We start from the raw sequence: 22,409 nt of genomic DNA, 5'->3' as shown, positions 1-22,409 counted from the left end.
AAGGAATTATCTTTCATCCCTGATCAACCTCTTTACCGTAACCTCTATCTGCTTCTGCAGTGTTTCTAAGTCTTTTAAAATCAACTTTAAATTCTTTTTTTCATGTTTTTCCAGTGAGGCTATTTTTATATAACGACTATCATGATAATTGCGTTGATTTTTATCTAATAGTCGTAAATGCAATAGCTGAACAAAGTGTTCGTAGTGAACCTCAAGTAGATATTCATATTTACTAAGCTTCTTCATCCTTTGCAAAGTGGATGTTTCTTCTATCCCTTCCATGATGGCTAACAAACGAATAGCATTTACATAAGGGAAGATAGCAGCCTGTTTATAATCAATACAGCCCGTATGTGGTCCTGATTGGATGGTAATGAACTGATTTAAAACCCCTATCGCTTTCACCGTATGTTTCGTGTTATCGAGTAACCTTTGTACGAAGGACGGGTTTTTATCCATATATCGGTATATGATGGATTTTACATGTGCTACAAATTGTTCGTTCCCTATAAGTGAGCGTGAATCCATAAATATTAATACATAACGGATCGTTTCCCACGTATTACTTTGTATCCAGGCATTCATTTGAGCTTCCCAATCAGCTATTGATTGACACCAAACAGGATTAGAACTCATCACTTTTCCTTCACATCTCGGGTAACCTAACTCTTCTAAAAGAGTCGTTATTCTTTCTCCAAATGTTAGGAAGTACTCCTTTATTTCAGGGGTAGACCTTGCGAAAATAATTCCATGATCTTGATCACTAATAATTGCTTGCTCACATCTACCTGCACTTCCTGTTACAAACCAAGAAAAGTCACATGGTGGTGCTCCATAATCAGTAGTCATACCATCATGCACTAGCTGAAAAGCTGTTTTCATTAGTTTTTCATGAAAAAGGTGTAACTCATCAGCATGAAACTGATGAGTTATTAGCGTGCTTTCTTTCCAATTTTTCAAGTCTTGAAAGGATATTATTTTCTGGTCCTCCATGGATAAACACTTCCTTTAATCTCTGACTGGTTGACCAGCATTTGTTGTAAAAGTAGTTCCACTAGCATCCGGTGCAGTTGTTTGTGCGAAAGCTTCTGGATAACCATATCCTCCATGTTCACTTAAATCTAATCCAATTAGTTCTTGTTCTTCCGTTACTCTTAAGCCATTTAAAACCTTGCTAATAAGGTATAGAAGGACAAATGATGTTACGAAAGCAAACAATCCAGATGCAGTTACACCTAACGCTTGCACTCCTAATTGCTCTAATCCACCGCCATAAAATAATCCTGGTTTTCCTACACTTGCTAGTTCTGGTGTCGCAAAAAATCCGGTAGATAAAGTACCCCAAACACCAGCTACCCCATGGACAGATAATGCAAAGATAGGATCGTCAATTTTACGTTTATCAAAGAACCTAGCACTATAGAATATTATGATTCCAGCAATTAAGCCTATTACTACGGATGCCCAAGTTTCCACGAAGGCACAAGATGCTGTAATTGCTACTAATCCTGCTAATGTTCCATTTAACATGGTCGTAATATCTGATTTTCCTAATACAATCCACGATATAAGCAGTGCACTGACAGAACCAGCTGCTGCCGCAAGAGCTGTATTTAAGGCAACAAAGCCGAAGAATCCATCCTCTACTCCTAGTGTACTACCTGCATTAAATCCAAACCAGCCTACCCAAAGGATAAGAACGCCTAAAGTTGTATACACCTGATTGTGACCACTAATATTATTTGCTGTGCCGTCAGCATTATATTTTCCTATTCTTGGTTTAAGTAGAATAGTTGCTGCTAGAGCTGCCATAGCACCAGTTAAGTGAACAACGGTTGATCCTGCAAAATCTTGTTTTCCATGCTCTGCTAACCAGCCTCCACCCCAGATCCAGTGTGCAATTACTGGATACACAAGTGCAGAGAACAATATAGCGAAAAGGAGATAAACAGAAAGTTTAGCACGCTCTGCAAATCCACCAAAAGCGATGGCAAGTGAGATACCTGCGAAAGCAAGCTGGAACACGAAAAACGCTGCGTTTGAATAAGCTGCTCCCTCTACTTCTGCACCAGAATAGAAAAACTCTGATAATCCAATAAAGAAATTACCATTTTCACCAAAGATAAATCCATACCCTACTGCCCAAAATACGAGGGAAGCAATACCAAATGAAAAGATTGTCTTTCCAGCAATATGCCCTGCATTTTTCATTCGTGTTGATCCTGCTTCCAGCAATACGAACCCACCTTGCATGAGGATTACTAAGATTGCTCCTAAAATGATCCATAAACTGTTGATGTAAAACAATTCCCCCATATTATCTCTCCCCTTTTTCGATTATTCAATTTTTTATGTGTACAGAGGATAGACCTCTGGTACAAACTTAATGATCAAGGATATTTACGTTGTAGTTTTCTAGCCATGAATTGATTTGTGATAAATGTGCAATGAGTTGCGGGCCAGTCATTAGTTGACCGAACCAAGGTACTTTAAATGAGGATCCATTTGAATCTAAAATGTCTTTTACTTTCTCTTTTGACACTAATTCTAAGATTGGTGAGGTAGATTGATTGATCATTGTATTTAACTTCGATTTAACTAAATTCATATATTTTGGATGATATGTCTTCGGATAAGGACTCTTCTTTCGATAGAGAATTTCATTTGGCAGTATCCCTTCTAGAGCTTTTCGAAGTATCCCTTTTTCCCGACCTTCTAGCATCTTCATGTCCCAAGGGATGTTCCATGCATATTCGACAAGACGATGATCTGCAAAAGGAACACGCACTTCTAAACTAGCTCCCATACTCATTCGGTCCTTCCGCTCCAACAATGTCGTCATGAACCAAATCATATTTAGATAAGATATCTCTCGTCGCTTAGCTTCCTTTTGATCTTCCCCCTCTAATTGTGGAACTTCACGTAATGTATCGCTGTATCTTTGCTGTACATATGACGTTAAGTCTAACTTTTGCTGCCAATGATCATGTAGTAAGCTCTGTCTTTCTTTTTCCGACTTCATCCATGGAAAGTTGTTTTGATTCATTAATTCTTCTCGATAAAACCAAGGATATCCGCCAAAGATTTCATCAGCACATTCACCTGATAGTGCCACTGTATAATCCTGTTTTATTTGTTGGCAAAACCAGTAAAGGGATGAATCTACGTCAGCCATACCTGGTAAATCTCGTAATATGACAGATTCATCGAGTAAGTTAGCTAGCTGTTCATTATTTATAATGGAGTAGGTGTGATGGGAACCTATAAACTGTTCCATCTTTTGAATCCATGGTCGATCTTCATCTGGTTGAAAACTACTAGATTGGAAGTACTGACTATTTTGTTCATAATCGATCGAATACGTGTGAAGTGGTCCCTTACCAGCTTTTTCAAAGTAATTAGCAGCGATGGCACTAATTGCACTGGAATCAATTCCACCTGATAAAAAGGTGCATACCGGCATATCTGCAACTAATTGCCTTTCTACTGCATCTTGGACTAAGTGTCTGACGTGATCAATTGTGTTCTGTAATGAATCTGTATGTTCTTTACTTTCCACATTCCAATAACGCCAAATTTTCAATCCATTGCGGTCATACTTCATCGCATGAGCAGGTCGTAGTTCTTTAATCCCTCGAAATACGCCATGGCCAGGTGTTTTGGAAGGACCTAACCCAAAAATTTCTTGTAATCCCTCTCTATCCACCTCTGCTTTCACATTTGGATGTGCAAGGATTGCCTTTATCTCAGACCCAAATATGAGCGTTCCATTTTGCTCTCGATAAAATAATGGTTTTACTCCTAATCGGTCCCTTGCTAGAAAGAGAGTTTCTCGTGCTTGATCCCAAATCGCAAATGCATAAATTCCATTTAAGTAATCAATGCAAGCTTCTCCCCATTCGATATAACTTGTTAGCAATACTTCCGTATCGGAGTAAGATTGAAAAGTGTAACCTTTTTTCAACAATTCTTTTCTAATATCTTCGGTGTTATAGAGTTCACCGTTATACACTATTTTGTACATTTGCTCTCGATGTAGTTTCTTCATTGGCTGCATTCCACCAGCTGGATCTACAACAACTAATCTCGTATGTCCAATTGCCACATGATTACTTGCCCATACATTCGTTGCATCTGGTCCTCGTCTCGCTAATGTATTTGCCATTTTCTCGACCGTAACGATTTGCTCCGTTATATCTCTATTCCAGTCAATCCATCCTGTAATTCCACACACTAGTCATCACTCTTTCCGTTTTTATTTTGTCTAGTGATGCGGTTTGGCTTCTTTGCTTCACACCTTACAATCTCGACATAGCCTGCATTTTGCAGACTATATCGATTAGCAAGGCGCTTTCGCTTTTCTCTGGCTAGCTACAGGCGGCAGGGGCTCGGTTTCAAATAACCTCCATTTTAGCCGCCTTTCGCTTTTCGATTAGTACTGTGTCATGTATTGGTCTCTTTCCCAAGGGTGTACTTGGGTACGGAACATATCCCATTCGATTTCTTTTGCTTCGATGAAGTGCTCGAGTAAGTGGCTGCCTAACGCATCTTTTAAAATCTCATCTTTTTTCAAGTTTTCTAATGCTTGGGCTAATGTTGCAGGTAAATCAACAATTCCAATTTCTTCACGTTGTTCTTTCGTCATTACGTAAATATTTTGATCCACTGGTTCTGGAGCTGGTGTATTGTTCTTCACACCGTCTAGTCCGGAAGCTAACAATACGGCCATTGCTAAGTATGGGTTAGCTGCTGGATCAACGCTTCTTACTTCTACACGAGTACTTAAGCCACGTGATGCCGGTATACGAATAAGTGGACTTCTGTTTCTTGCAGACCATGCTACATAACAAGGTGCTTCGTATCCTGGGACTAATCTTTTATAAGAGTTGACAGTTGGATTTGTAATTGCTGTAAAGTTAGGCGCATGTGCTAAGATTCCAGCTAAGAAGTGTCGAGCGGTATCACTCATCTCCAGCATTCCATTTTCGTCATAAAAGGCATTTTGATCACCTTTAAATAAACTTAAGTTGCAGTGCATTCCAGAACCGTTGACACCAAACAATGGTTTTGGCATGAAAGTAGCATGTAACCCGTGCTTGCGTGCGATTGTTTTCACAACAAGTTTGAAAGTTTGAATGTCATCACAAGCTCTTAAAGCACTTTGATATTTAAAATCAATTTCATGTTGACCTGGTGCTACCTCATGGTGAGATGCTTCAATTTCAAATCCCATTTCTTCTAATTCAAGCACGATATCTCGGCGGCAGTTTTCACCTAGATCAGTTGGTGCTAAGTCAAAGTAGCCACCATGATCATTTAGCTCTAATGTTGGTTCGCCATTACCATCTAACTTAAATAAGAAGAATTCTGGTTCAGGTCCTACATTAAAATCGGTAAAACCAAGAGCCTCCATTTCTTTCAGAACCCTTTTCAAGTTATTGCGCGGATCCCCTTCAAATGGTGTTCCATCCGGATGATAGATATCACAAATGAAACGTGCTACTTTTCCTTTTTCTGCTGTCCAAGGGAAAATGACGAATGTATCAAGATCCGGATATAAGTACATATCTGATTCTTCAATGCGAACAAATCCCTCGATGGATGAACCATCAAACATCATTTTATTGTCTAACGCTTTTGGTAATTGGCTCACTGGAATTTCTACATTTTTGATCGTTCCAAAGATATCTGTAAATTGAAGGCGAATATACCTTACATTTTCTTCGTTTACTATTTTCATCACTTGTTCTCTGTTCATATAATTAACCTCCCAATTGGATTTATATCCGTATTCATCATGCTTACATCTAGTTCTCCATGGCACACATAGTTTGCTGGACCACGTTTCCATACATGCCCATGTTCATCCCAACTAATCGTTAAGTCTCCCCCTGGTAGATGAACGGTAATTGGAACATGTTTATCCACCTTCTTATTCAACGTTGCTGCCACAACTGCTGCACATGCACCAGTACCACAAGCCATCGTGATTCCTGATCCCCGTTCCCAAACGCGATAATCGATTTCATGTGAATTAATAATTTGAACAAATCCGACATTCACTCGCTCAGGGAAAAGACTTGAATTTTCGATGAGAGGTCCAACTATCTCTAAAGGAACCTGCTTTATATCATCCACAAAAATGATGGCATGGGGATTACCCATGGAAACAGCTGTAATATGGTAGGAATAGTCTCCAAATTGGTGGGCTTCATTTAATGTGACTGTAACTGGGTCACCCAACATTGGTATCATCCCTTTCAGCAATTTCGGTTCACCCATATCCACTGTTACAGTTCTCACTTTGTGTTTTTGATCCACATCCACCTCTACGCTCACAATTCCACCTAGTGTTTCAATCGTAAACTTCCTGGATGTTGCATACATGTGATCGTATAAAAACTTAGCTACACATCTTAATCCATTGCCGCAGTTTTTCGCTTCTGATCCATCCTCATTAAAGATTCTCATTTGGTAGTCGGCCACCTTGGAAGGTGAAATTAAGATAATTCCATCGGAACCTATCCCAAAATTGACATCTGAGACTCTTTTGGAAAGCTCATGTAAACTTTGATTTGCAATTGGTTCATCCAATTGATTGAATATGACATAGGCATTACCCAAGCCATGCATTTTTGTAAATAACATTCATGTCACCCCTTTAAAAGATAAATGTGGAGCTCCGTAACCTTGACCTCACCTCTTCCAACACTCGGATTTCTTCATCTACACCATTCGCTTGGAATGTAACAGAGAATCTTACATATGGACCTGCATCATCCCAAGGTACAGTCGAAATTAAATGTTCCTTAATTAGGTATTGACTAAATTCCTCCGCACTGGAAAACGATTGACCATTTTCTACTGCTTTTGGAATTCGTGTATATAAGAAGAATGATCCTTTTGGTTTTTCAGCAGTAAATCCGCACTCAGATAATATATTTGCGAGAAGTTCATGTCGTCTTGCATATTTCAAAGCCGTTTTTTCTGTAATTTCAGGATGAGCCAATGCGTAACTCGCTGCCTTTTGGATGGCGATAAATTGACCTGAATCATTATTGTCCTTCACCGTTCTAAATGCTTTGATCAATTTCTCATTGCCGGCAATAAAACCGATTCTCCAGCCTGTCATATTAAATGACTTGGAAAGCGAGTGTAACTCAATCCCTACTTCTTTCGCCCCTGGTATCGATAAGAAACTTAACGGTTGTTCTCCATCAAATACGAGAGCTGCATATGCTGCATCATGGACGACGATGAGTTTATGTTTTCTAGCAAACTCTACAACTTCCTCAAAGAACTCCTTTGTAGCAACTGCTCCAGTAGGATTATTCGGGTAGTTTAAATACAAAAGTTTCGCTTTTTCTAAACTCTCTTTCTCTATTTCTTGTAAATTAGGAAGGAAAGAATTTTCTTCACGAAGTGGGATACTTACTACCTCGCCTCCGTAATATTTCGTGTGTGTACCAAGTATTGGATAACACGGTGATGGCATTATCGTAATATCACCCGGATTGATGAAGGCCGCTGGTAGCATTGCCAGTGCGGACTTAGAACCAATCACATGATTTATTTCTGTTTCAGGATCTAGACCATCCACACCAAAAACTGTTTTCATATACGCTGATGCTGCTTGTTGGAATTCGAATATCCCATTATCTGCATAAAAGCGATTCTCTAACTGCCCCGCTTCCTCTGCAAGTCTTGCTACTACAGCTTCATCAGCCTGTTCATCAGGTTCGCCAACACCTAAATCGATTAGTTCTGTATTTGGATTTTCTTTCTGTGCAGCACGTTTTGCTCTTTTTATTTTTTCAAATTTATATATCTCTTCTTTCAATCCAAATTCAGCACCACCAATACGATTAGCGAATAGCTGTTGTATATAATCCATTGCCATACCCCCGACTGTTTGCCTATTTATTCATGATGTAATCATGACATTCAAGTGCAGCTTCTTTCCCTTCTTGAATGGCCCAGACAATTAAGCTTTGGCCACGTCTTGCATCCCCTGCTGAAAATACTCCCGGTTGATTCGTAGCATAATCTCCTTTGGAAACAGCAATATTTGTACGATGATTTGTAGCGATACCCAATTGGTTAAGTAGCTGTTGCTCTGGTCCTTCAAATCCAATTGCTAAAAGTACTACATCCGCATTCCAGACCGTTTCCGTTCCAGGAATCGACTCACGAATCTTCTCTCCCTTTTCATTCTTGTAGCTATGAATCTCCGAACTTTTCACAGCAACAACACGGCCATTATCATCCCCAATAAATTCTAGTGCTGATGTGGAGTATGCTCTAGGATCTCGACCAAACATCGTAGTAGCTTCTTCCTGACCACTATCTACCTTGTGAATAATTGGGTATTGTGGCCATGGATTATCAATGTCTCTACTAAATGGACGTTTTGCATATATATCAAACTGAATTAAGCTTTTACAGTTCTGACGGACAGCTGTAGAGATACAATCTGTCGCAGTGTCTCCCCCACCAATAACGATGACATTCTTCCCTTCCGTCGAGATGAAATTACCATCCTGTAAATTTGAATCTAGTAAACTCTTTGTATTAGCGTGGAGATAATCCATTGCAAAATGTATACCTTGAAGCTCTCTTCCTGGTATTTTTAAATCCCGTGGTCTTGTGGACCCGATGCAGAGGATTACCGCGTCATATTCACTTAGCAATTGTTGCACCGTTATTTGTTTTCCAACTTCCATATTTGTACGGAATTCAATTCCTTCTGCTTTTAAAAGCTTCACACGACGATCCACGACATGTTGCTCAATTTTCATTTTTGGGATTCCGTATGTTAACAGTCCTCCAATTCGATCAGAGCGTTCAAATACCGTAACAGAATGACCGAACTGATTGAGTTCACTAGCACTTGCTAATCCTGCAGGTCCAGAACCAATGACAGCTACTTTTTTACCTGTCCGTTGTGTTGGGATTCGTGGTTGCACCCAGCCTTCGTCAAAAGCACGATCAATAATGGCCCGCTCAATATTCTTAATCGTTACAGAATCTTCGACTAGTGATGCTATACATCCAGCTTCACAAGGGGCTGGGCACGCTCTGCCAGTGAATTCTGGGAATGGATTAGTACGATGTAATCGTTCATACGCTCGCTTCCAGTCCCCTTTATAAACTAGGTCATTCCATTCAGGAATAAGATTGTAGACTGGGCATCCTGTTGTCATTCCTGCAATTTCGCTGCCATTTTGACAGAATGGTACTGCGCAATCCATGCACCGTGATGCTTGCTCTTTTAGTTTTTCTTCTGAAGGAAGAAGTGCTATTTCCTTCCAATCTTTCACTCTTTCTTTTGGATCACGATAATCTAGTGAGCCCCGTTTGTAATCCATAAATCCTGTGATTTTTCCCATTTATCTCACCTCGCTTACTATTAATAAAACTTGATGTTAGATTTTCGCTACAGGCACTCGCTTTCCGCGGGCGGTTCGCGGTGAGCCTCCTCGACGCTAACGCGTCTGTGGGGTCTCACTCTGACCCTTTATCCCGCAGGAGTCTCGTGCCTTCCGCTCCAATTCACATTTCAAAAATATTAAGGTAGTGATTCAACTCATTTTTTCTAATACTAGAACACGCTTATATTCCTTCGGGATGACCCTAATAAATTGCGTGCTATAAAACTTCCAATTTTCTAGAATTCGGTTGGCTACTCTACTTTTCGTATAGCGTGCATGTCGATCAATTAGATGCTTCACCAAGACCAGTTCTTCTTGGTCATCTAATGATTCAATGACGACCATTTCTTGATTGCATTTCTTCGTGAACTGGGATTCATTTGATTTTAAGATGTAGGCAATCCCACCAGACATACCAGCTGCAAAGTTTTTACCTACGTCACCAAGAATGACGACTCTACCACCTGTCATATACTCACAGCCATGATCGCCAATCCCTTCCACTACTACATTGGCTCCGCTATTCCGAACACAGAATCTTTCACCAGCCATTCCTTTAATATAGGCTTCACCCGACGTTGCGCCGTAGAAAGCAGCATTCCCGATGATAATGTTTTGTTCTGCTACAATGTTTGATTTCACAGATGGATGAATAATGATTTTCCCACCAGATAGTCCTTTTCCAACATAATCATTCGCATCCCCTTCGAGTTTCAGAGATATCCCCTTTGGAATAAATGCTCCAAAACTCTGTCCAGCTGACCCTTTAAAATTCAATTTAATTGTGTCTTCTGCTAATCCTTTTTCACCAAACTCGCGCGATACTTCACTTCCAAGTAATGTGCCGACAGATCGATCGATATTTCGAATTGGGAAGACGGCATTTATATGCTCATCCTTTATAAACGATTGCTGATATAAAGGTAGTAACTCACGACTGTCTAGATTTTTTTCTAGCTCATGGTCTTGTTTGTCTTTCACTAAGTTGCCTTCTAATTGCTGGTGCAATAATGGCGCTAAATCTAGACGTTGCGATTTCCAGTTACCTCTATCAGATCGCTTTAAATACTTTGTTTGCCCAATCATCTCGTCGAGTGATCTAAAACCTAGCTCTGCCATATATTCGCGAACTTCCTGAGCGATAAAGTGCATGAGATTCACGATATGATCTGCGGTTCCCATCATTTTTTTGCGTAGTTCAGGATTTTGCGTTGCAATCCCAACTGGACACGTATCTAAATGGCATACTCGCATCATGACACAGCCTAATGTTACTAATGGCAATGTTGAGAAACCGAATTCCTCTGCTCCGAGTAAAGCTGCTATGACAACGTCGCGCCCATTCATCATTTTTCCGTCCGTTTCTAATGTTACTTTTTCACGTAGACCATTCAGAATTAATGTTTGATGAGCTTCTGCAAGACCTAACTCCCAAGGTAGCCCCGCGTGTTTAATACTTGATTTTGCTGCTGCACCTGTTCCGCCATCGTACCCACTGATGAGGATGACATCTGCTTTTGCTTTCGCTACTCCTGCAGCTATTGTTCCTACACCAGCTTCTGCCACTAGCTTCACGTTAATTCGCGCTTGGTCATTCGCATTCTTAAGGTCATAAATTAGTTGTGCCAAGTCTTCAATTGAATAAATATCGTGATGTGGTGGTGGTGAAATTAATTCAATTCCCGGTGTAGATCCTCTTGTTTTTGCTACTTCCGGTGTAACTTTATGGCCAGCTAACTGACCACCTTCACCTGGTTTTGCACCTTGTGCCATCTTTATTTGAATTTCATCACTATTGACTAAGTAGTAACTAGTAACACCAAATCTTCCTGAAGCAACCTGTTTGATTCTGCTATTCTTGCAATCTCCATTTTCCATTGGGAAAAAGCGTTCCGGGTCTTCCCCACCTTCTCCACTGTTGCTCTTTCCACCAATGCGATTCATGGCAATTGCGATTGCTTCGTGTGCCTCTTTACTTATCGATCCGTAAGACATTGCTCCTGTCTTAAATCGTTTAAGAATACTCTCTACAGATTCCACTTCATCCAGTGGTATTGGCTCATTTCTATATTGAAAATCTAGTAATCCTCGTAATGCATTTTGCTCGTTCATATCTTCATAGAGCATGCTGCTATATTTTTTATAAAAATCATATTTCCCAGTCCGACATGCGAGCTGGAGTGTATGAATGGTTTCTGGTCTGTATAAATGTGATTCACCATCTTTACGCCACTGAAAATCAGAACCAGTTTCCAAGCTTCCCCCATCAAATGCTCTTTCGTGTCTTACTTTCACTTCTAAGGCAATATCTTCTATCGTTAATCCACTAATTTGAGTCGGGGTTCTTGGGAAGTATTGATTAACTACTTCAGAACTAATCCCAACCGCTTCAAAAATCTGTGCTCCAGTATAGCTTTGAACTGTAGAGATTCCCATTTTGGACATTATTTTCAGAATGCCCTTTGTAATGGACTGAACATAATTTTGTGTTAAAACTTCTTCTGTAAGCTTGCCGTCTGAATATTGAGATAATGAAGCGTGAACTAAGTATGGAAAAATAGCATTTGCCCCATATCCGAGTAGAGTTGCAAAATGATGTACCTCGCGAGGCTCTGCTGATTCGATAATGATACTTACCTTACTCCGTTTCCCTGTTTTAATTAAATGATGATGAACAGCAGAAACAGCAAGTAATGAAGGGATTGCTGCGTATTCCTTCGTAATATCACGATCCGTTAAAATCAATAATTTACTACCTTGTTCTACTTCTTGATCTACTTGTATCATCAATTCCTGAATGGCTTTCTCTAAACCATCCTTTTCTGCAATGGAAAACAATATTGGGACCTTACTTGTTTTCCACCTTTTCCTTTCCAGATAAGCAAGTTTCCCCATTTCCTTATCTGACAATATCGGGGTGCTTAGTCGGATTTTATGATAATCAGTAGGAGCCGGGTTAAGTAAATTCCCCTCAGGTCCAAGTAATATTTCCATCGATGTAACCAATTCTTCTCGAATTGCATCAATAGGAGGATTAGTTACTTGCGCAAATTTTTGTTTGAAATAATTAAATAATAGCTGTGACTGGTTGGATAACACGGCGAGTGGTGCATCATATCCCATCGAGCCAATCGGTTCTTTTCCTGTTTCTATCATTGGCTTAATTACTTTTTCAACCTCTTCATTCGTATAGCCAAATGCTGCTTGCAACGTTTGAAGTACATTTTTATCAAGAATTTGTTCCTGTTGTTTTTTTGCTTTTAGGCTATCGATTGAGGTGATTTGTTGATTAACAAGTGATTTATATGGCTGTTGGCTAAAAATTTGTTGTTTAACTTCTTCATCTAGCAACAAGCGCCCTTGTTTTATATCAACCAATAACATTTGACCTGGTTTCAAGCGATCTTTCAAAATAATCTTTTCTTCTGGGATATCCACTACCCCAACCTCAGAGGATAAGCAGATAAAATCATCTTCCGTTAATATATAACGTGCCGGCCTTAATCCATTTCGATCTAAGCATGCACCAATTTGCTCTCCATTGGTAAATGCCATTGCCGCAGGTCCATCCCACGGCTCCATCAGCATACTGTGGTATTGATAGAATGCTTTTCTGGTATCGGTTAATAATGGGTTATGTTGCCAAGGCTCTGGAACCATCATCATCATCGCATGAGGTAAAGACCAACCCGCTAATACGAGGAATTCTAGTACATTATCAAACATGGCGGAATCACTACCATCTTCATCGATGACTGGTCGTAACTCCTCAGTGATTGGCAATACATCTGATTGAAATGCACCTTCTCGTGCTTGCATCCAATGCATATTTCCATTTATCGTGTTAATTTCTCCGTTATGCATGGAAAAACGATTTGGTTGGGCACGTCGCCAACTCGGAAATGTATTTGTACTAAAGCGGTTATGAACCATTGCAAATGCCGATTCAAAAGCTTCGTTGTTCAAATCGAGATAAAATTCTCGTAGTTGCTCTGGTAACAGTAAGCCTTTATAGATGATCGTTCTTGCTGAAAAACTAGCGATATATGTCTGTTCTTCGAGCTCGTTCTTTAATTGATTTTCTATTTTTCTACGAATTTGATAGAGTTTCCTTTCAAAGCGAATATCACTCGCTTCCTTAAATGGAGAAACGATAAAAAGTTGGCGGATGAAAGGTTGTGTTTGCTTTGCATCGTTATTTAATGTTTCATCATTAGTCGGAACAGTTCGCCAACCAATCACTTGGAGTCCTTCCGCCTTTATGGTCGATTCAATCAACGCCTCTGAACGTTGTCTCGCTTCTAATTGTTGTGGAAGGAATAACATCCCTACTCCATATTTTCCTTTTTCTAAAGAGGCTTCCCCTGCCGCCTCTTGCTCTAGTTGAAACAATCGATGTGGAATTTCAGTTAAAATTCCTGCTCCGTCCCCTAATCGATTGTCCGCTCCACGACCACCACGATGGTCTAAACGTTCCAGTGCCGTTAACGCCTGTGAAACGATCGAATGTGATTTATTCCCTTTTATATTGGCTAACATTGCAATTCCACAAGCATCATGTTCGAACTGAGGATTGTATAGCCCTTGCTGTTCTTTGGACCAATTTCGTTCCATGCCGTATCCTCCTCTTTTACCATTTTCCGGTGTTTTCTTGTTACATTTATGATATCAACGAGAAGGGCGATATGCTTTACATTTACTGATGAAACATTTGCACTTTTTGTATAAAATAATAAAGATTTTTTAAATTTTCCATTTAACAAAAGGGACAAGACAACTTAAAAGCCACTTTAAACTTACTATCTACAACTACATCCATTTGTAGTAAATGAATAATCGTTTGTACTTTTTTACATCAGTTTTTGTACAAGCGTGCAAACAACAAAAAACACCAAGCAGCGATTGCTTGGTGTTTTTTTAATCTTATCGTACATCGGATGGATTCCTACCTGTGTATTTCTTGAATTGTCTACTAAAAAAATGAAGATCATTATATCCGAGGGCATCTGCAGCTTCTGTAACTGTTAGGCCTGTATAATGAAGTAAATGCTCTGCACGTTTGATGCGTGAATAAACTATATAGGACTTAACTGTTTGTCCCATGATTTCTTTAAATTTCTGTGAAAAATATCTTGGTGAGAGACTTGCTCGTGCTGCTAAACTTTCAATTGTGTGGGCTTTACCAGGTTGTTGCTGAATAAAGTTTGCGATTTCGTGAATTGTTTCTTGCAGCTTATTACTTTGATCCGCTATTAGTTCTTCTTCATCTAGTTCTTCTCTCAATAAATGAATCATTAATTGTTTTATTATTAATTTCACTTCCACTTCAGAACCATATGCCGGAACTAGGAACAAACGAACACATTGACTAAGTAATGCCTCAAAACGAATCGTATTTTCAACAATCCGATGAGCACGTGGTATTAGCGGAGTATGTTCAGGTACATCAAAATGAATATATGTAATAACAAGAGGATTTTGTGGATTATGTGTTGCTGAAGTGTAGTCACCAGGTTTAAAGAGGAAACAATGCCCTTTACTAATTTCATATGATTTGTTATTTAATTGCAATGTCCCTTCTCCACTCCACACATAGAATAGGTCGTAATTAGGCATTGGTTTTTCTCGTTTTTTCCATCGCCAATTCGGTTCACAATGAATAGTGGCAATGGCAGGTTTTAACTCAAATTGTTCTGGATTCAGATGAAGCATTAAACTCCCCCTCTTTCAAAAAACAGACTACATATATATAATATTCTTTCTATTAAATAAGCTGCAACTATTAAAGATGAAAAAACCTTTCAAATTATTGAAAGGCCAAACTTCTTACTATACAGTTACGTGTGGTTTATCGGATTCTTTTCCCTTCACCTTATCAATTTTATCTACAAACATTTGAAAAACTTTCTTCTTCTCTTCTAAATCTTGAATATCTGCTTTCAGTTCATTAAACCTTTGCTCAAAAGGTGTATGGTATAGCTCACGAATATCTCGTATGATTTCGTCATTTACAGTGCTTTGAATCACTTGTTTTGTAATGCTAAATTTATAGGAATATATTCTTAGTTCTTTCTTTACTTTGTCATATTCCTTATCTATTTCATCCAACAGTGCACAAATTTCCAATTTCCAATCATCCAATGATTTTTTTATGTACTCCTCCATTTTCTAACTCCTTCCTTTGTTAAATAATCGATTATCTCTTTTTAATTGTATGTGATAATCTTTTCAGGTAGATTGCTATTCGATTATAAATAGATAACAATTGGATGAAAAAAGCCGCAACCACTTTAAGTGATTGCGACTTTCTGAATTAATGTTGGCTATCATATTAGTTACTTTACTTCTTCCCATTCCAACCCAACAAAAGCTAGGCGATCTCCTGTGTTTACTACTGGATTTACTCTTGTAGCTATAATATAGGAGTTTTCATTAAACTTTGTTGAGTAGATTTCTTCACCAAAATAGTGAGTTTCAGCTAATACCGTGCCAGCTTCTACTTTCTCACCAGGCTCGACTTTTACGGAAACTAACCCTCCGTAATCCGCTCTTAAAAACTTCCGTTTCGTAATGATATATTGTCTCTCTGGCTTATCTATTTCTCCAGATATGAATCCTAAATGAACAAACAGATTTTTCAATCCTTCTTTAGCAATAGAAACATATTCTTCTTCTATTTTTCCACCAGACCCAACTTCAGCCATAAAAGCAGGTATGTTATTTTGAATACATGTAATATCTAACGCACCATTTGTTACTCCTGGCAACTCTCCAGCAGCAGTTGCTAGATTAACAACACAGTTTGTTTCAGTACCGAAGATGAGAGCCATTTCTCTAGATTTCCTTACAATTTCTTCTGATGCATTCGGTACTATTTTGGAAACAGTATAAGGTACTGCCTTATATTGAGTGTTTAATGTATGGAAGTTTAATAGATAAGTAGCATGTTTTTTTATTTCCTTAAATAGGATATAGGCTACCCTTTGAGCAAATAATCCATTTGGATCTCCTGGAAATGCAGTATCCATATCTAGCATATCTACATCTGAAACTTTATCACGGTTTTCAAACGCTAATGGATTAGAAATTGGTGTGAAAATTAATGTACCAGATACATCCTCAGGATTTAATTCATGGAACAATTCCCATGAAGCAACAGAGCCATTTAACTCATCTCCATGAATAGCACTGTTCGCCCAAAAAGTAGGTCCTTCTTTTTGTCCATGAATAATTAAAACAGGAATATACACGTCTGCACCAAATGCAACTTGGCCTACTAGGACTTTCCCAATCTTTTTAGTTCCTCTTTCTACTGTCATATCAAAAATATTAATCAATTCTTTCTCCCCTCATTTCAGTAAGTTTGAAATTATGGTGTAAGTTTAGGTGGAGTTCGATGCCTTGTAGCTTGTTCATATGCATACCCAAAACTAATTAACTTCGCTTCTGCAAATGGTTCTGCTAACAACTCTAAACCAACCGGTAATCCGTTTGCGGTAAATCCTGCTGGTACGCTAATTGCTGGCAGCCCGGAATGTGCACATAGATTTCCGTTTGTCTCTTCCCATCTTTCTTCTTTAATTAAAGCTGGTGGTGTACGAACTGTTGGATATAAAATGGCATCTAAATTAAGTTGCCTCATTTTTTCAAGAATCACATTTTGTAATTTCTGTCTATTGTTAAATGTTTCTATATACTTCGTTGAATCCATTGTTAACCCTAAAGATGATGTGAGATGTTTATCAATAGATAGTAAATATTGTTTCTCTTCCACCATCTCACGGAAAGATAAGACTGGCCTATCTTCTCCTAAAGAATCAAGATATTTATTAAACGTTGCCTCAAATTCCATTTTCACTACATAGGCATCTATCGTTTTGATTTCTGGGATAGTAATATCAACAAATTCTACACCAAGTTTTTTCATATCATCTATCGCAACTTTAATGACTTCATTAGTCGCTTGCGCCTCATCACTTGCGCCAAAAAAGTCTGTTAATATTCCTATTTTCTTGCCTTTAAGGGACTCTTCATTTAAAGAATCTAAGTAACTAGACGATCTTTTTCCTTTACCAAGTTCCGTACTAGGATCATCGGGATCTACAATGCCTGCAATTATATCCATTACAATAGCAAGATCTGAGACAGTACGAGCTATCGGCCCTCCCACATCCTGTGTTTTTGATATTGGAACTAATCCAGATCTACTTGTTAACCCAAATGTTGGTCGTAGTCCAACTAGATTATTGTTAGCGGATGGCAAGCGAATTGAATTTCCAGTATCGCTTCCCATTCCTACTACAGCGAAATTTGCAGCTATAGCAGCTGCAGTTCCTCCACTAGATCCTCCTGGATTGCGCTCTAAATCATACGGATTTAAAGTTTGTCCACCTAAAGAGCTAACCGTAGAAATGCCAAAAGATAATTCATGTAAATTAGCTTTTGCTAGAATAACTGCTCCAGCTTTTCTAAGAAGATTTGTTAAGAAAGCATCATTCGGTGGGATGGAGTCCTTAAAAATAACAGATCCGGCAGTTGTCGGCATATCTTTTGTATTGTAGTTATCTTTTAAAATGATTGGTATTCCATGAAGTAAACTGCGAGGACCTTGTGTAGCTCTTTCTTCATCAAGGGCCTTTGCTACATTCATTGCATCTGCATTAAGGTTAATAATCGCATTTATGGCAGGTCCTTGTTTATCATATTTTTGAATTCTATCTACATACTGTTGTACTAATATTTGGGAGTTCACTTCTCCCTTTTCCATCGCTTGCTGTAATTGTAAAATAGTTGCTTCTTCTACTTGTATAGAAGTAGAAGGGGATAATCCAGCCTTTTGGGCGGCTGGATTACCAGTGTTAATTGCTTTGTCAGCACACATATTTATCCCTTCCATTCTCCTTATTCTAGTACACCGATTTCTTTATAATACTTCTCTGCACCTGGATGTATTGGGAATAACTGTCCACCTAACGCATTGTCTCTATTAAAAGCATCTGCTTGTGGATGAATTGATTTTAATTTTTCAAATTTCTCATCAATTACTTTCACAAAATTATATACAGTTTCTTCATCTACATCCGTACTAGCAATTAAAACATTTCTTGTACCAATTGTTTTAACCGTATTGTCAATACCGCTGTATGTTCCACCATCAATTTCCCCTAAGAAGAAATAAGGATTTTCTTCAATAATCTTATTCGCAATATTTTCTTCAAATTCTAGTAATCTAATCCCTTGTGTAACAGCTAAATCAGATGTAGTAGTTTCTGGGAATGGTGTAATATGAGCACCTGCGTCAATTGTTCCATCTGCCAACGCATTTGATATATCAGCTAATTCTAGAACTTTTACATCTACATCTTTATCAGTTAAGCCGTAAGCTTCTAATATGATAGGCATATAGTATTGGCCCATGACACCACGAGCAACCCCTACACTTTTCCCTTTCAAGTCATTAATGCTTTGAATATCAGAATCAGCTTTAACCATGAAGTGGATTAATGTTGCTGGACCACCCATCACAAAGTTAATTTTTTCTTTTGTATCCTTATCATATTCACGTGTTCCATTGTATGCATTGTAAGCTGCATCAACCATGGAAATACCAAATTGAGCATCACCTTGAGCAATCATACGGATATTTTCTTGACTACCAGTAGTAATTTCTGTTGATATATTGTAGTCAGAGAATTCTTCCGTTACCAAATTACTAATACCTGCTACAATCATATAGTTTGGACCACCACTCGGACCTGAACCAATCCGAATTGTATTCCCATCTTTCTTACCACATCCTGCAATGACGATACTTACAACTAGAAGTGTCAATACAGAGATGATTAATTTACTTCTTCCTTTCATCTTTGTTTCCCCCTAAGTAAAAAATTTATTATAAAAGTGATATTCACCTTTATTAACTAGAAGCTGTAATTACATTCTTCGATTTAATAATTTTAGATATAACAATAATTGCACATATACCTAAACCTATTACATCAGTTAGGATAGTTGGATCAATTAGTAATAACGCTGCTGCAAATAACATAATTCTTTCGATCCAATGTAGATGCCATGACACAAAATACTTCTCAAGTGAAGCGGATAAGAAGTAGACTCCTATTAATGATGTCACTAAAGCTAGTAAAATATCATACCAAGTTCCCTCAAATAGTAAGACTGGATTATATACAAACATAAATGGAAGGATGTATCCTGATAATGAAATCTTAAATGATTGAATGGCTACTTTATTCGGATTACTTCTGGCAACGCCTGCAGCCGTAAATGATGCAAGTGCTACTGGAGGAGTTATATTTGAAATAATACCGAAGTAGAAAATAAATAAATGAGCTGCCAATGGATCTACTCCCATTTCAATCATCGCTGGTGCTACTAATACTGCTAATACTAAATATGCAGCAGTAGTCGGTAAGCCCATACCTAAAATAAGAGATACGACCATCGTTAGGATTAATAAAATTGCCATGTTTCCGCCAGCAACATCGATAATAATATTTGATATTCTAAAGCCCAATCCTGAGCTCATTAGGACACCAATAATAATACCGACAACAGCACAGGCAATAGCTACCGTTGTTGCACCATTTATTGAACCCTCCACTGATTTCACTAGTTTTTCCTTGTTTAATCTAGTTTTCTTGTTAAACATTACAACAATTAATGTAACAACAATCGTCCAAATCCCTGCCCTCATGATGGTAGAATTGAACACTCCTAATAAAATAACTAAGAAAACGAGAGGGATTAATAAGTATAATTGTTTAACTAAGTTGCTTAATTTAGGTAAATCCTCTAAAGGAATCCCTTGAATCCCATTGCGTCTAGCATATAGATCAACAGTCATAAGAACAGCAGCAAAATATAATAATGCAGGAATGAATGCCGCCTTTACTAGCTCAAAGTAGGGAATCCCCACAATCTCAGCTATTAGGAAAGCGGTCGCTCCCATTATTGGTGGCATGATTTGCCCACCTGTTGATGCAGACGCTTCAATACCTGCTGCATAATCTGTCTTAAACCCACTCTTCTTCATTAAAGGAATTGTAAAAGTTCCTGTACTAATTACATTGGCCATCGCACTGCCACTAATAGAGCCAAATAAAGCACTAGAAACAACAGCTACTTTTGCAGGGCCTCCACGTAAACGTCCAAAAAATCTTGTTGCTAAATTGGTAAAATAATCTCCAACACCAGTTTCTGCAAATACAGCTCCTAGAATGATGAATAATACGATATAGACAGCTGACGCATACAATGCAACACCGAATATGCCATCAGAAGATAAATAGACAATATTTATAAAACGATTCAGGGTTAATCCTGGATGCGATAATATCCCAGGCATATATGGACCTGCAAAACCATAAATAACAAATAGAATAGTAATGATTGCAAGGGCATTTCCAACAATTCTTCTTGTTGCCTCAATTAAAGCTACAATTAGGAATATCCCAAAAACAATATCCTCCGTGTAGATGATTCCACTTCTCATATCAATGGTTGAGTCAATTTTCATCAAGTAGATAATACTTGAAGCACTTGCAAGAACTAGTAAGCTATCAATTCCTCTTTTGAATATATTGGACTCTTTCTTAAACAAACAGGAAAGATAATAGATAACGAGAATTAAACCTAAGTGAATTGCCCTTTGACCAATGCCAGGTATTACCCCAACAAATGGTGTTATTATATGGAATAATACGAAGGCAACCGATAGCCAAAATATAATTCGCTTCGTCACGAGTTAGTACACCTCCATTTAGTACATCTTACTAATAAACTTTACTTCCAATCCTCTAACACATTACTTGCTAAATTCGCAAAATAATGTGCCGCAATATGTAGAGCTTCTTCCTTTAAGTTAAATGCAGGATGATGCCATTCCTTAGTTCCTCCTACTCCCATCCATACAAAGTAACCAGGTATTTTTGTCTGATAGAATGCAAAATCTTCTCCACCAGGACTTTGTTCCGCTTCTACAACGGTGTACCCTAGCTTGTCCGCTGTTTCAGAAACTACTTTTGTAAACTTGGTATCATTATTCACAACTGGCAAATACGAATCCCAACGAAAATCGATGGATGCACCTAAGCCAGCTGCTATCCCTTCTGCAGTTCGTTTCATTAGCTGAGGAATGAGTTCGCGCGCTTCATTTTGGAATGTACGAACAGTCCCCTCTAGCTCCGCCTTTTCTGGAATAACGTTCCACGTATTACCTGCTTGAAGTCTTGTTACACTAATGACCGCATTATGAAATGAACTTAGATTACGACTAACAATTGTTTGCAGACCAGTTACTATTTGACTTGCAACGACAATTGGATCGACACTATTATTAGGAATTCCAGCATGACCGCCTACCCCTATTACGTCTATTTCAAATCGATCCACACTTGCCATTAGAGGACCACCCTTCACCCCAATAGTTCCAACAGGTAGGTCAGGTTTATTATGCATACCGAATATTGCTTCCACACCATCTAATGCACCAGATTCTTCTATTACAATCGCACCTTTTGCGATTTCCTCTGCAGGTTGAAAAATAATTCGGATATTTCCTTTTAGTTCTGCTCTCTTTTCTTGCAATAGAATAGCTGCACCTATCATAGATGAAGTGTGAAAATCATGTCCGCAAGCATGCATGACCCCTTCATTTTTTGAAGCAAATGGGAGACCGGTATCTTCTTTTATTGGTAGAGCATCAATATCAGCCCTTAATGCTATAGTTGGACCTGGTAAATCACCAGTAATTTCGGCAATAACACCTACATTCAATGGATAGTCCAGAATTGTGATGTCATTTTCTTTTAACCATTTTCGTATTCTCTTCGTAGTCTCATATTCTTGCATTGATAGTTCAGGATATTGATGCAATTCACGTCGATAGCTTACTAGTTTCTCTAATAAATGATCGTACAATTTTACGCCTGGCATTTAACTCCCCGCTTTCTTCTA

Annotated in this window: 15 protein-coding genes; all 15 read right to left on the bottom strand. The window is 38.5% G+C overall.

The annotated features are described in order from the left end of the window. Positions 1-6 precede the first annotated feature (6 nt). The 15 genes from ACFPM4_RS05655 to ACFPM4_RS05585 all read right to left on the bottom strand — a co-directional run bounded on the left by ACFPM4_RS05655 (position 7) and on the right by ACFPM4_RS05585 (position 22,388). On the bottom strand, positions 7-960 hold the full coding sequence (locus tag ACFPM4_RS05655) for a DUF294 nucleotidyltransferase-like domain-containing protein (RefSeq protein WP_382348823.1): 954 nt from the start codon (positions 958-960) through the stop codon (positions 7-9). A 48-nt stretch (positions 961-1,008) separates the two neighbouring features. Next, entirely contained in the window at positions 1,009-2,316 is a 1,308-nt protein-coding gene (locus ACFPM4_RS05650) for an ammonium transporter (RefSeq protein WP_382348820.1), read from the bottom strand. A gap of 67 nt (positions 2,317-2,383) precedes the next feature. Next, complete coding sequence (asnB, locus tag ACFPM4_RS05645; RefSeq protein ID WP_382348817.1) at positions 2,384-4,234, bottom strand: asparagine synthase (glutamine-hydrolyzing); 1,851 nt, start codon at positions 4,232-4,234, stop codon at positions 2,384-2,386. 198 nt (positions 4,235-4,432) lie between these two features. Beyond that, the gene (gene glnA / locus ACFPM4_RS05640) at positions 4,433-5,758 is read right to left on the bottom strand and encodes a type I glutamate--ammonia ligase (RefSeq protein WP_382348814.1); all 1,326 of its coding nucleotides are present in this window, start codon (positions 5,756-5,758) and stop codon (positions 4,433-4,435) included. Continuing rightward, positions 5,755-6,648: a diaminopimelate epimerase gene (dapF, locus tag ACFPM4_RS05635; protein ID WP_144926783.1), complete on the bottom strand. Its 894-nt coding sequence runs from the start codon at positions 6,646-6,648 to the stop codon at positions 5,755-5,757. The genes glnA and dapF overlap by 4 nt, the downstream gene beginning before the upstream one ends. Before the next feature lie 13 nt (positions 6,649-6,661). Beyond that, on the bottom strand, positions 6,662-7,900 hold the full coding sequence (locus ACFPM4_RS05630; RefSeq protein ID WP_382348810.1) for an LL-diaminopimelate aminotransferase: 1,239 nt from the start codon (positions 7,898-7,900) through the stop codon (positions 6,662-6,664). A gap of 16 nt (positions 7,901-7,916) precedes the next feature. Continuing rightward, complete coding sequence (locus ACFPM4_RS05625; RefSeq protein ID WP_382348807.1) at positions 7,917-9,389, bottom strand: glutamate synthase subunit beta; 1,473 nt, start codon at positions 9,387-9,389, stop codon at positions 7,917-7,919. 192 nt (positions 9,390-9,581) lie between these two features. After that, a complete protein-coding gene (gene gltB / locus ACFPM4_RS05620; RefSeq protein WP_382348804.1) occupies positions 9,582-14,045 on the bottom strand; it encodes a glutamate synthase large subunit in 4,464 nt (1,487 codons plus the stop codon). Between the two features lie 309 nt (positions 14,046-14,354). Then, on the bottom strand, positions 14,355-15,143 hold the full coding sequence (locus ACFPM4_RS05615) for an AraC family transcriptional regulator (protein ID WP_382348801.1): 789 nt from the start codon (positions 15,141-15,143) through the stop codon (positions 14,355-14,357). A 117-nt stretch (positions 15,144-15,260) separates the two neighbouring features. After that, positions 15,261-15,596 (bottom strand): hypothetical protein, encoded by a 336-nt coding sequence (locus ACFPM4_RS05610; RefSeq protein ID WP_382348798.1) that lies wholly within the window; start codon positions 15,594-15,596, stop codon positions 15,261-15,263. A gap of 170 nt (positions 15,597-15,766) precedes the next feature. Further along, positions 15,767-16,768: a M14 family metallopeptidase gene (locus ACFPM4_RS05605; protein WP_382348795.1), complete on the bottom strand. Its 1,002-nt coding sequence runs from the start codon at positions 16,766-16,768 to the stop codon at positions 15,767-15,769. A gap of 32 nt (positions 16,769-16,800) precedes the next feature. After that, positions 16,801-18,327, bottom strand: coding sequence for an amidase (locus ACFPM4_RS05600; RefSeq protein WP_382348793.1), 1,527 nt, complete (start codon positions 18,325-18,327; stop codon positions 16,801-16,803). A gap of 5 nt (positions 18,328-18,332) precedes the next feature. Beyond that, positions 18,333-19,295: a TAXI family TRAP transporter solute-binding subunit gene (locus ACFPM4_RS05595; RefSeq protein WP_382348790.1), complete on the bottom strand. Its 963-nt coding sequence runs from the start codon at positions 19,293-19,295 to the stop codon at positions 18,333-18,335. A 52-nt stretch (positions 19,296-19,347) separates the two neighbouring features. Continuing rightward, positions 19,348-21,195, bottom strand: coding sequence for a TRAP transporter permease (locus ACFPM4_RS05590; RefSeq protein WP_382348787.1), 1,848 nt, complete (start codon positions 21,193-21,195; stop codon positions 19,348-19,350). Positions 21,196-21,236: 41 nt separating this feature from the next. Continuing rightward, the gene (locus ACFPM4_RS05585) at positions 21,237-22,388 is read right to left on the bottom strand and encodes a M20 peptidase aminoacylase family protein (protein WP_382348784.1); all 1,152 of its coding nucleotides are present in this window, start codon (positions 22,386-22,388) and stop codon (positions 21,237-21,239) included. Between the last annotated feature and the right edge of the window lie 21 nt (positions 22,389-22,409).

It is taken from the genome of Lederbergia graminis (assembly GCF_042655485.1).
GTDB lineage: Bacteria > Bacillota > Bacilli > Bacillales > Bacillaceae_C > Lederbergia > Lederbergia graminis.
The sequence above is the reverse complement of the archived record's forward strand: the minus strand, read 5'-3'. Positions and strand labels throughout refer to the sequence as shown.

Bases quoted from the DNA above. Each gene is read 5' to 3' on its own strand.
- ACFPM4_RS05610 (WP_382348798.1), bottom strand. From the start codon at position 15,596: ATGGAGGAGTACATAAAAAAATCATTGGATGATTGGAAATTGGAAATT.
- gltB (WP_382348804.1), bottom strand. From the start codon at position 14,045: ATGGAACGAAATTGGTCCAAAGAACAGCAAGGGCTATACAATCCTCAG.
- ACFPM4_RS05630 (WP_382348810.1), bottom strand. From the start codon at position 7,900: ATGGCAATGGATTATATACAACAGCTATTCGCTAATCGTATTGGTGGT.
- ACFPM4_RS05595 (WP_382348790.1), bottom strand. From the start codon at position 19,295: ATGAAAGGAAGAAGTAAATTAATCATCTCTGTATTGACACTTCTAGTT.
- ACFPM4_RS05650 (WP_382348820.1), bottom strand. From the start codon at position 2,316: ATGGGGGAATTGTTTTACATCAACAGTTTATGGATCATTTTAGGAGCA.
- ACFPM4_RS05625 (WP_382348807.1), bottom strand. From the start codon at position 9,389: ATGGGAAAAATCACAGGATTTATGGATTACAAACGGGGCTCACTAGAT.
- ACFPM4_RS05585 (WP_382348784.1), bottom strand. From the start codon at position 22,388: ATGCCAGGCGTAAAATTGTACGATCATTTATTAGAGAAACTAGTAAGC.
- ACFPM4_RS05615 (WP_382348801.1), bottom strand. From the start codon at position 15,143: ATGCTTCATCTGAATCCAGAACAATTTGAGTTAAAACCTGCCATTGCC.
- ACFPM4_RS05600 (WP_382348793.1), bottom strand. From the start codon at position 18,327: ATGGAAGGGATAAATATGTGTGCTGACAAAGCAATTAACACTGGTAAT.
- glnA (WP_382348814.1), bottom strand. From the start codon at position 5,758: ATGAACAGAGAACAAGTGATGAAAATAGTAAACGAAGAAAATGTAAGG.
- dapF (WP_144926783.1), bottom strand. From the start codon at position 6,648: ATGTTATTTACAAAAATGCATGGCTTGGGTAATGCCTATGTCATATTC.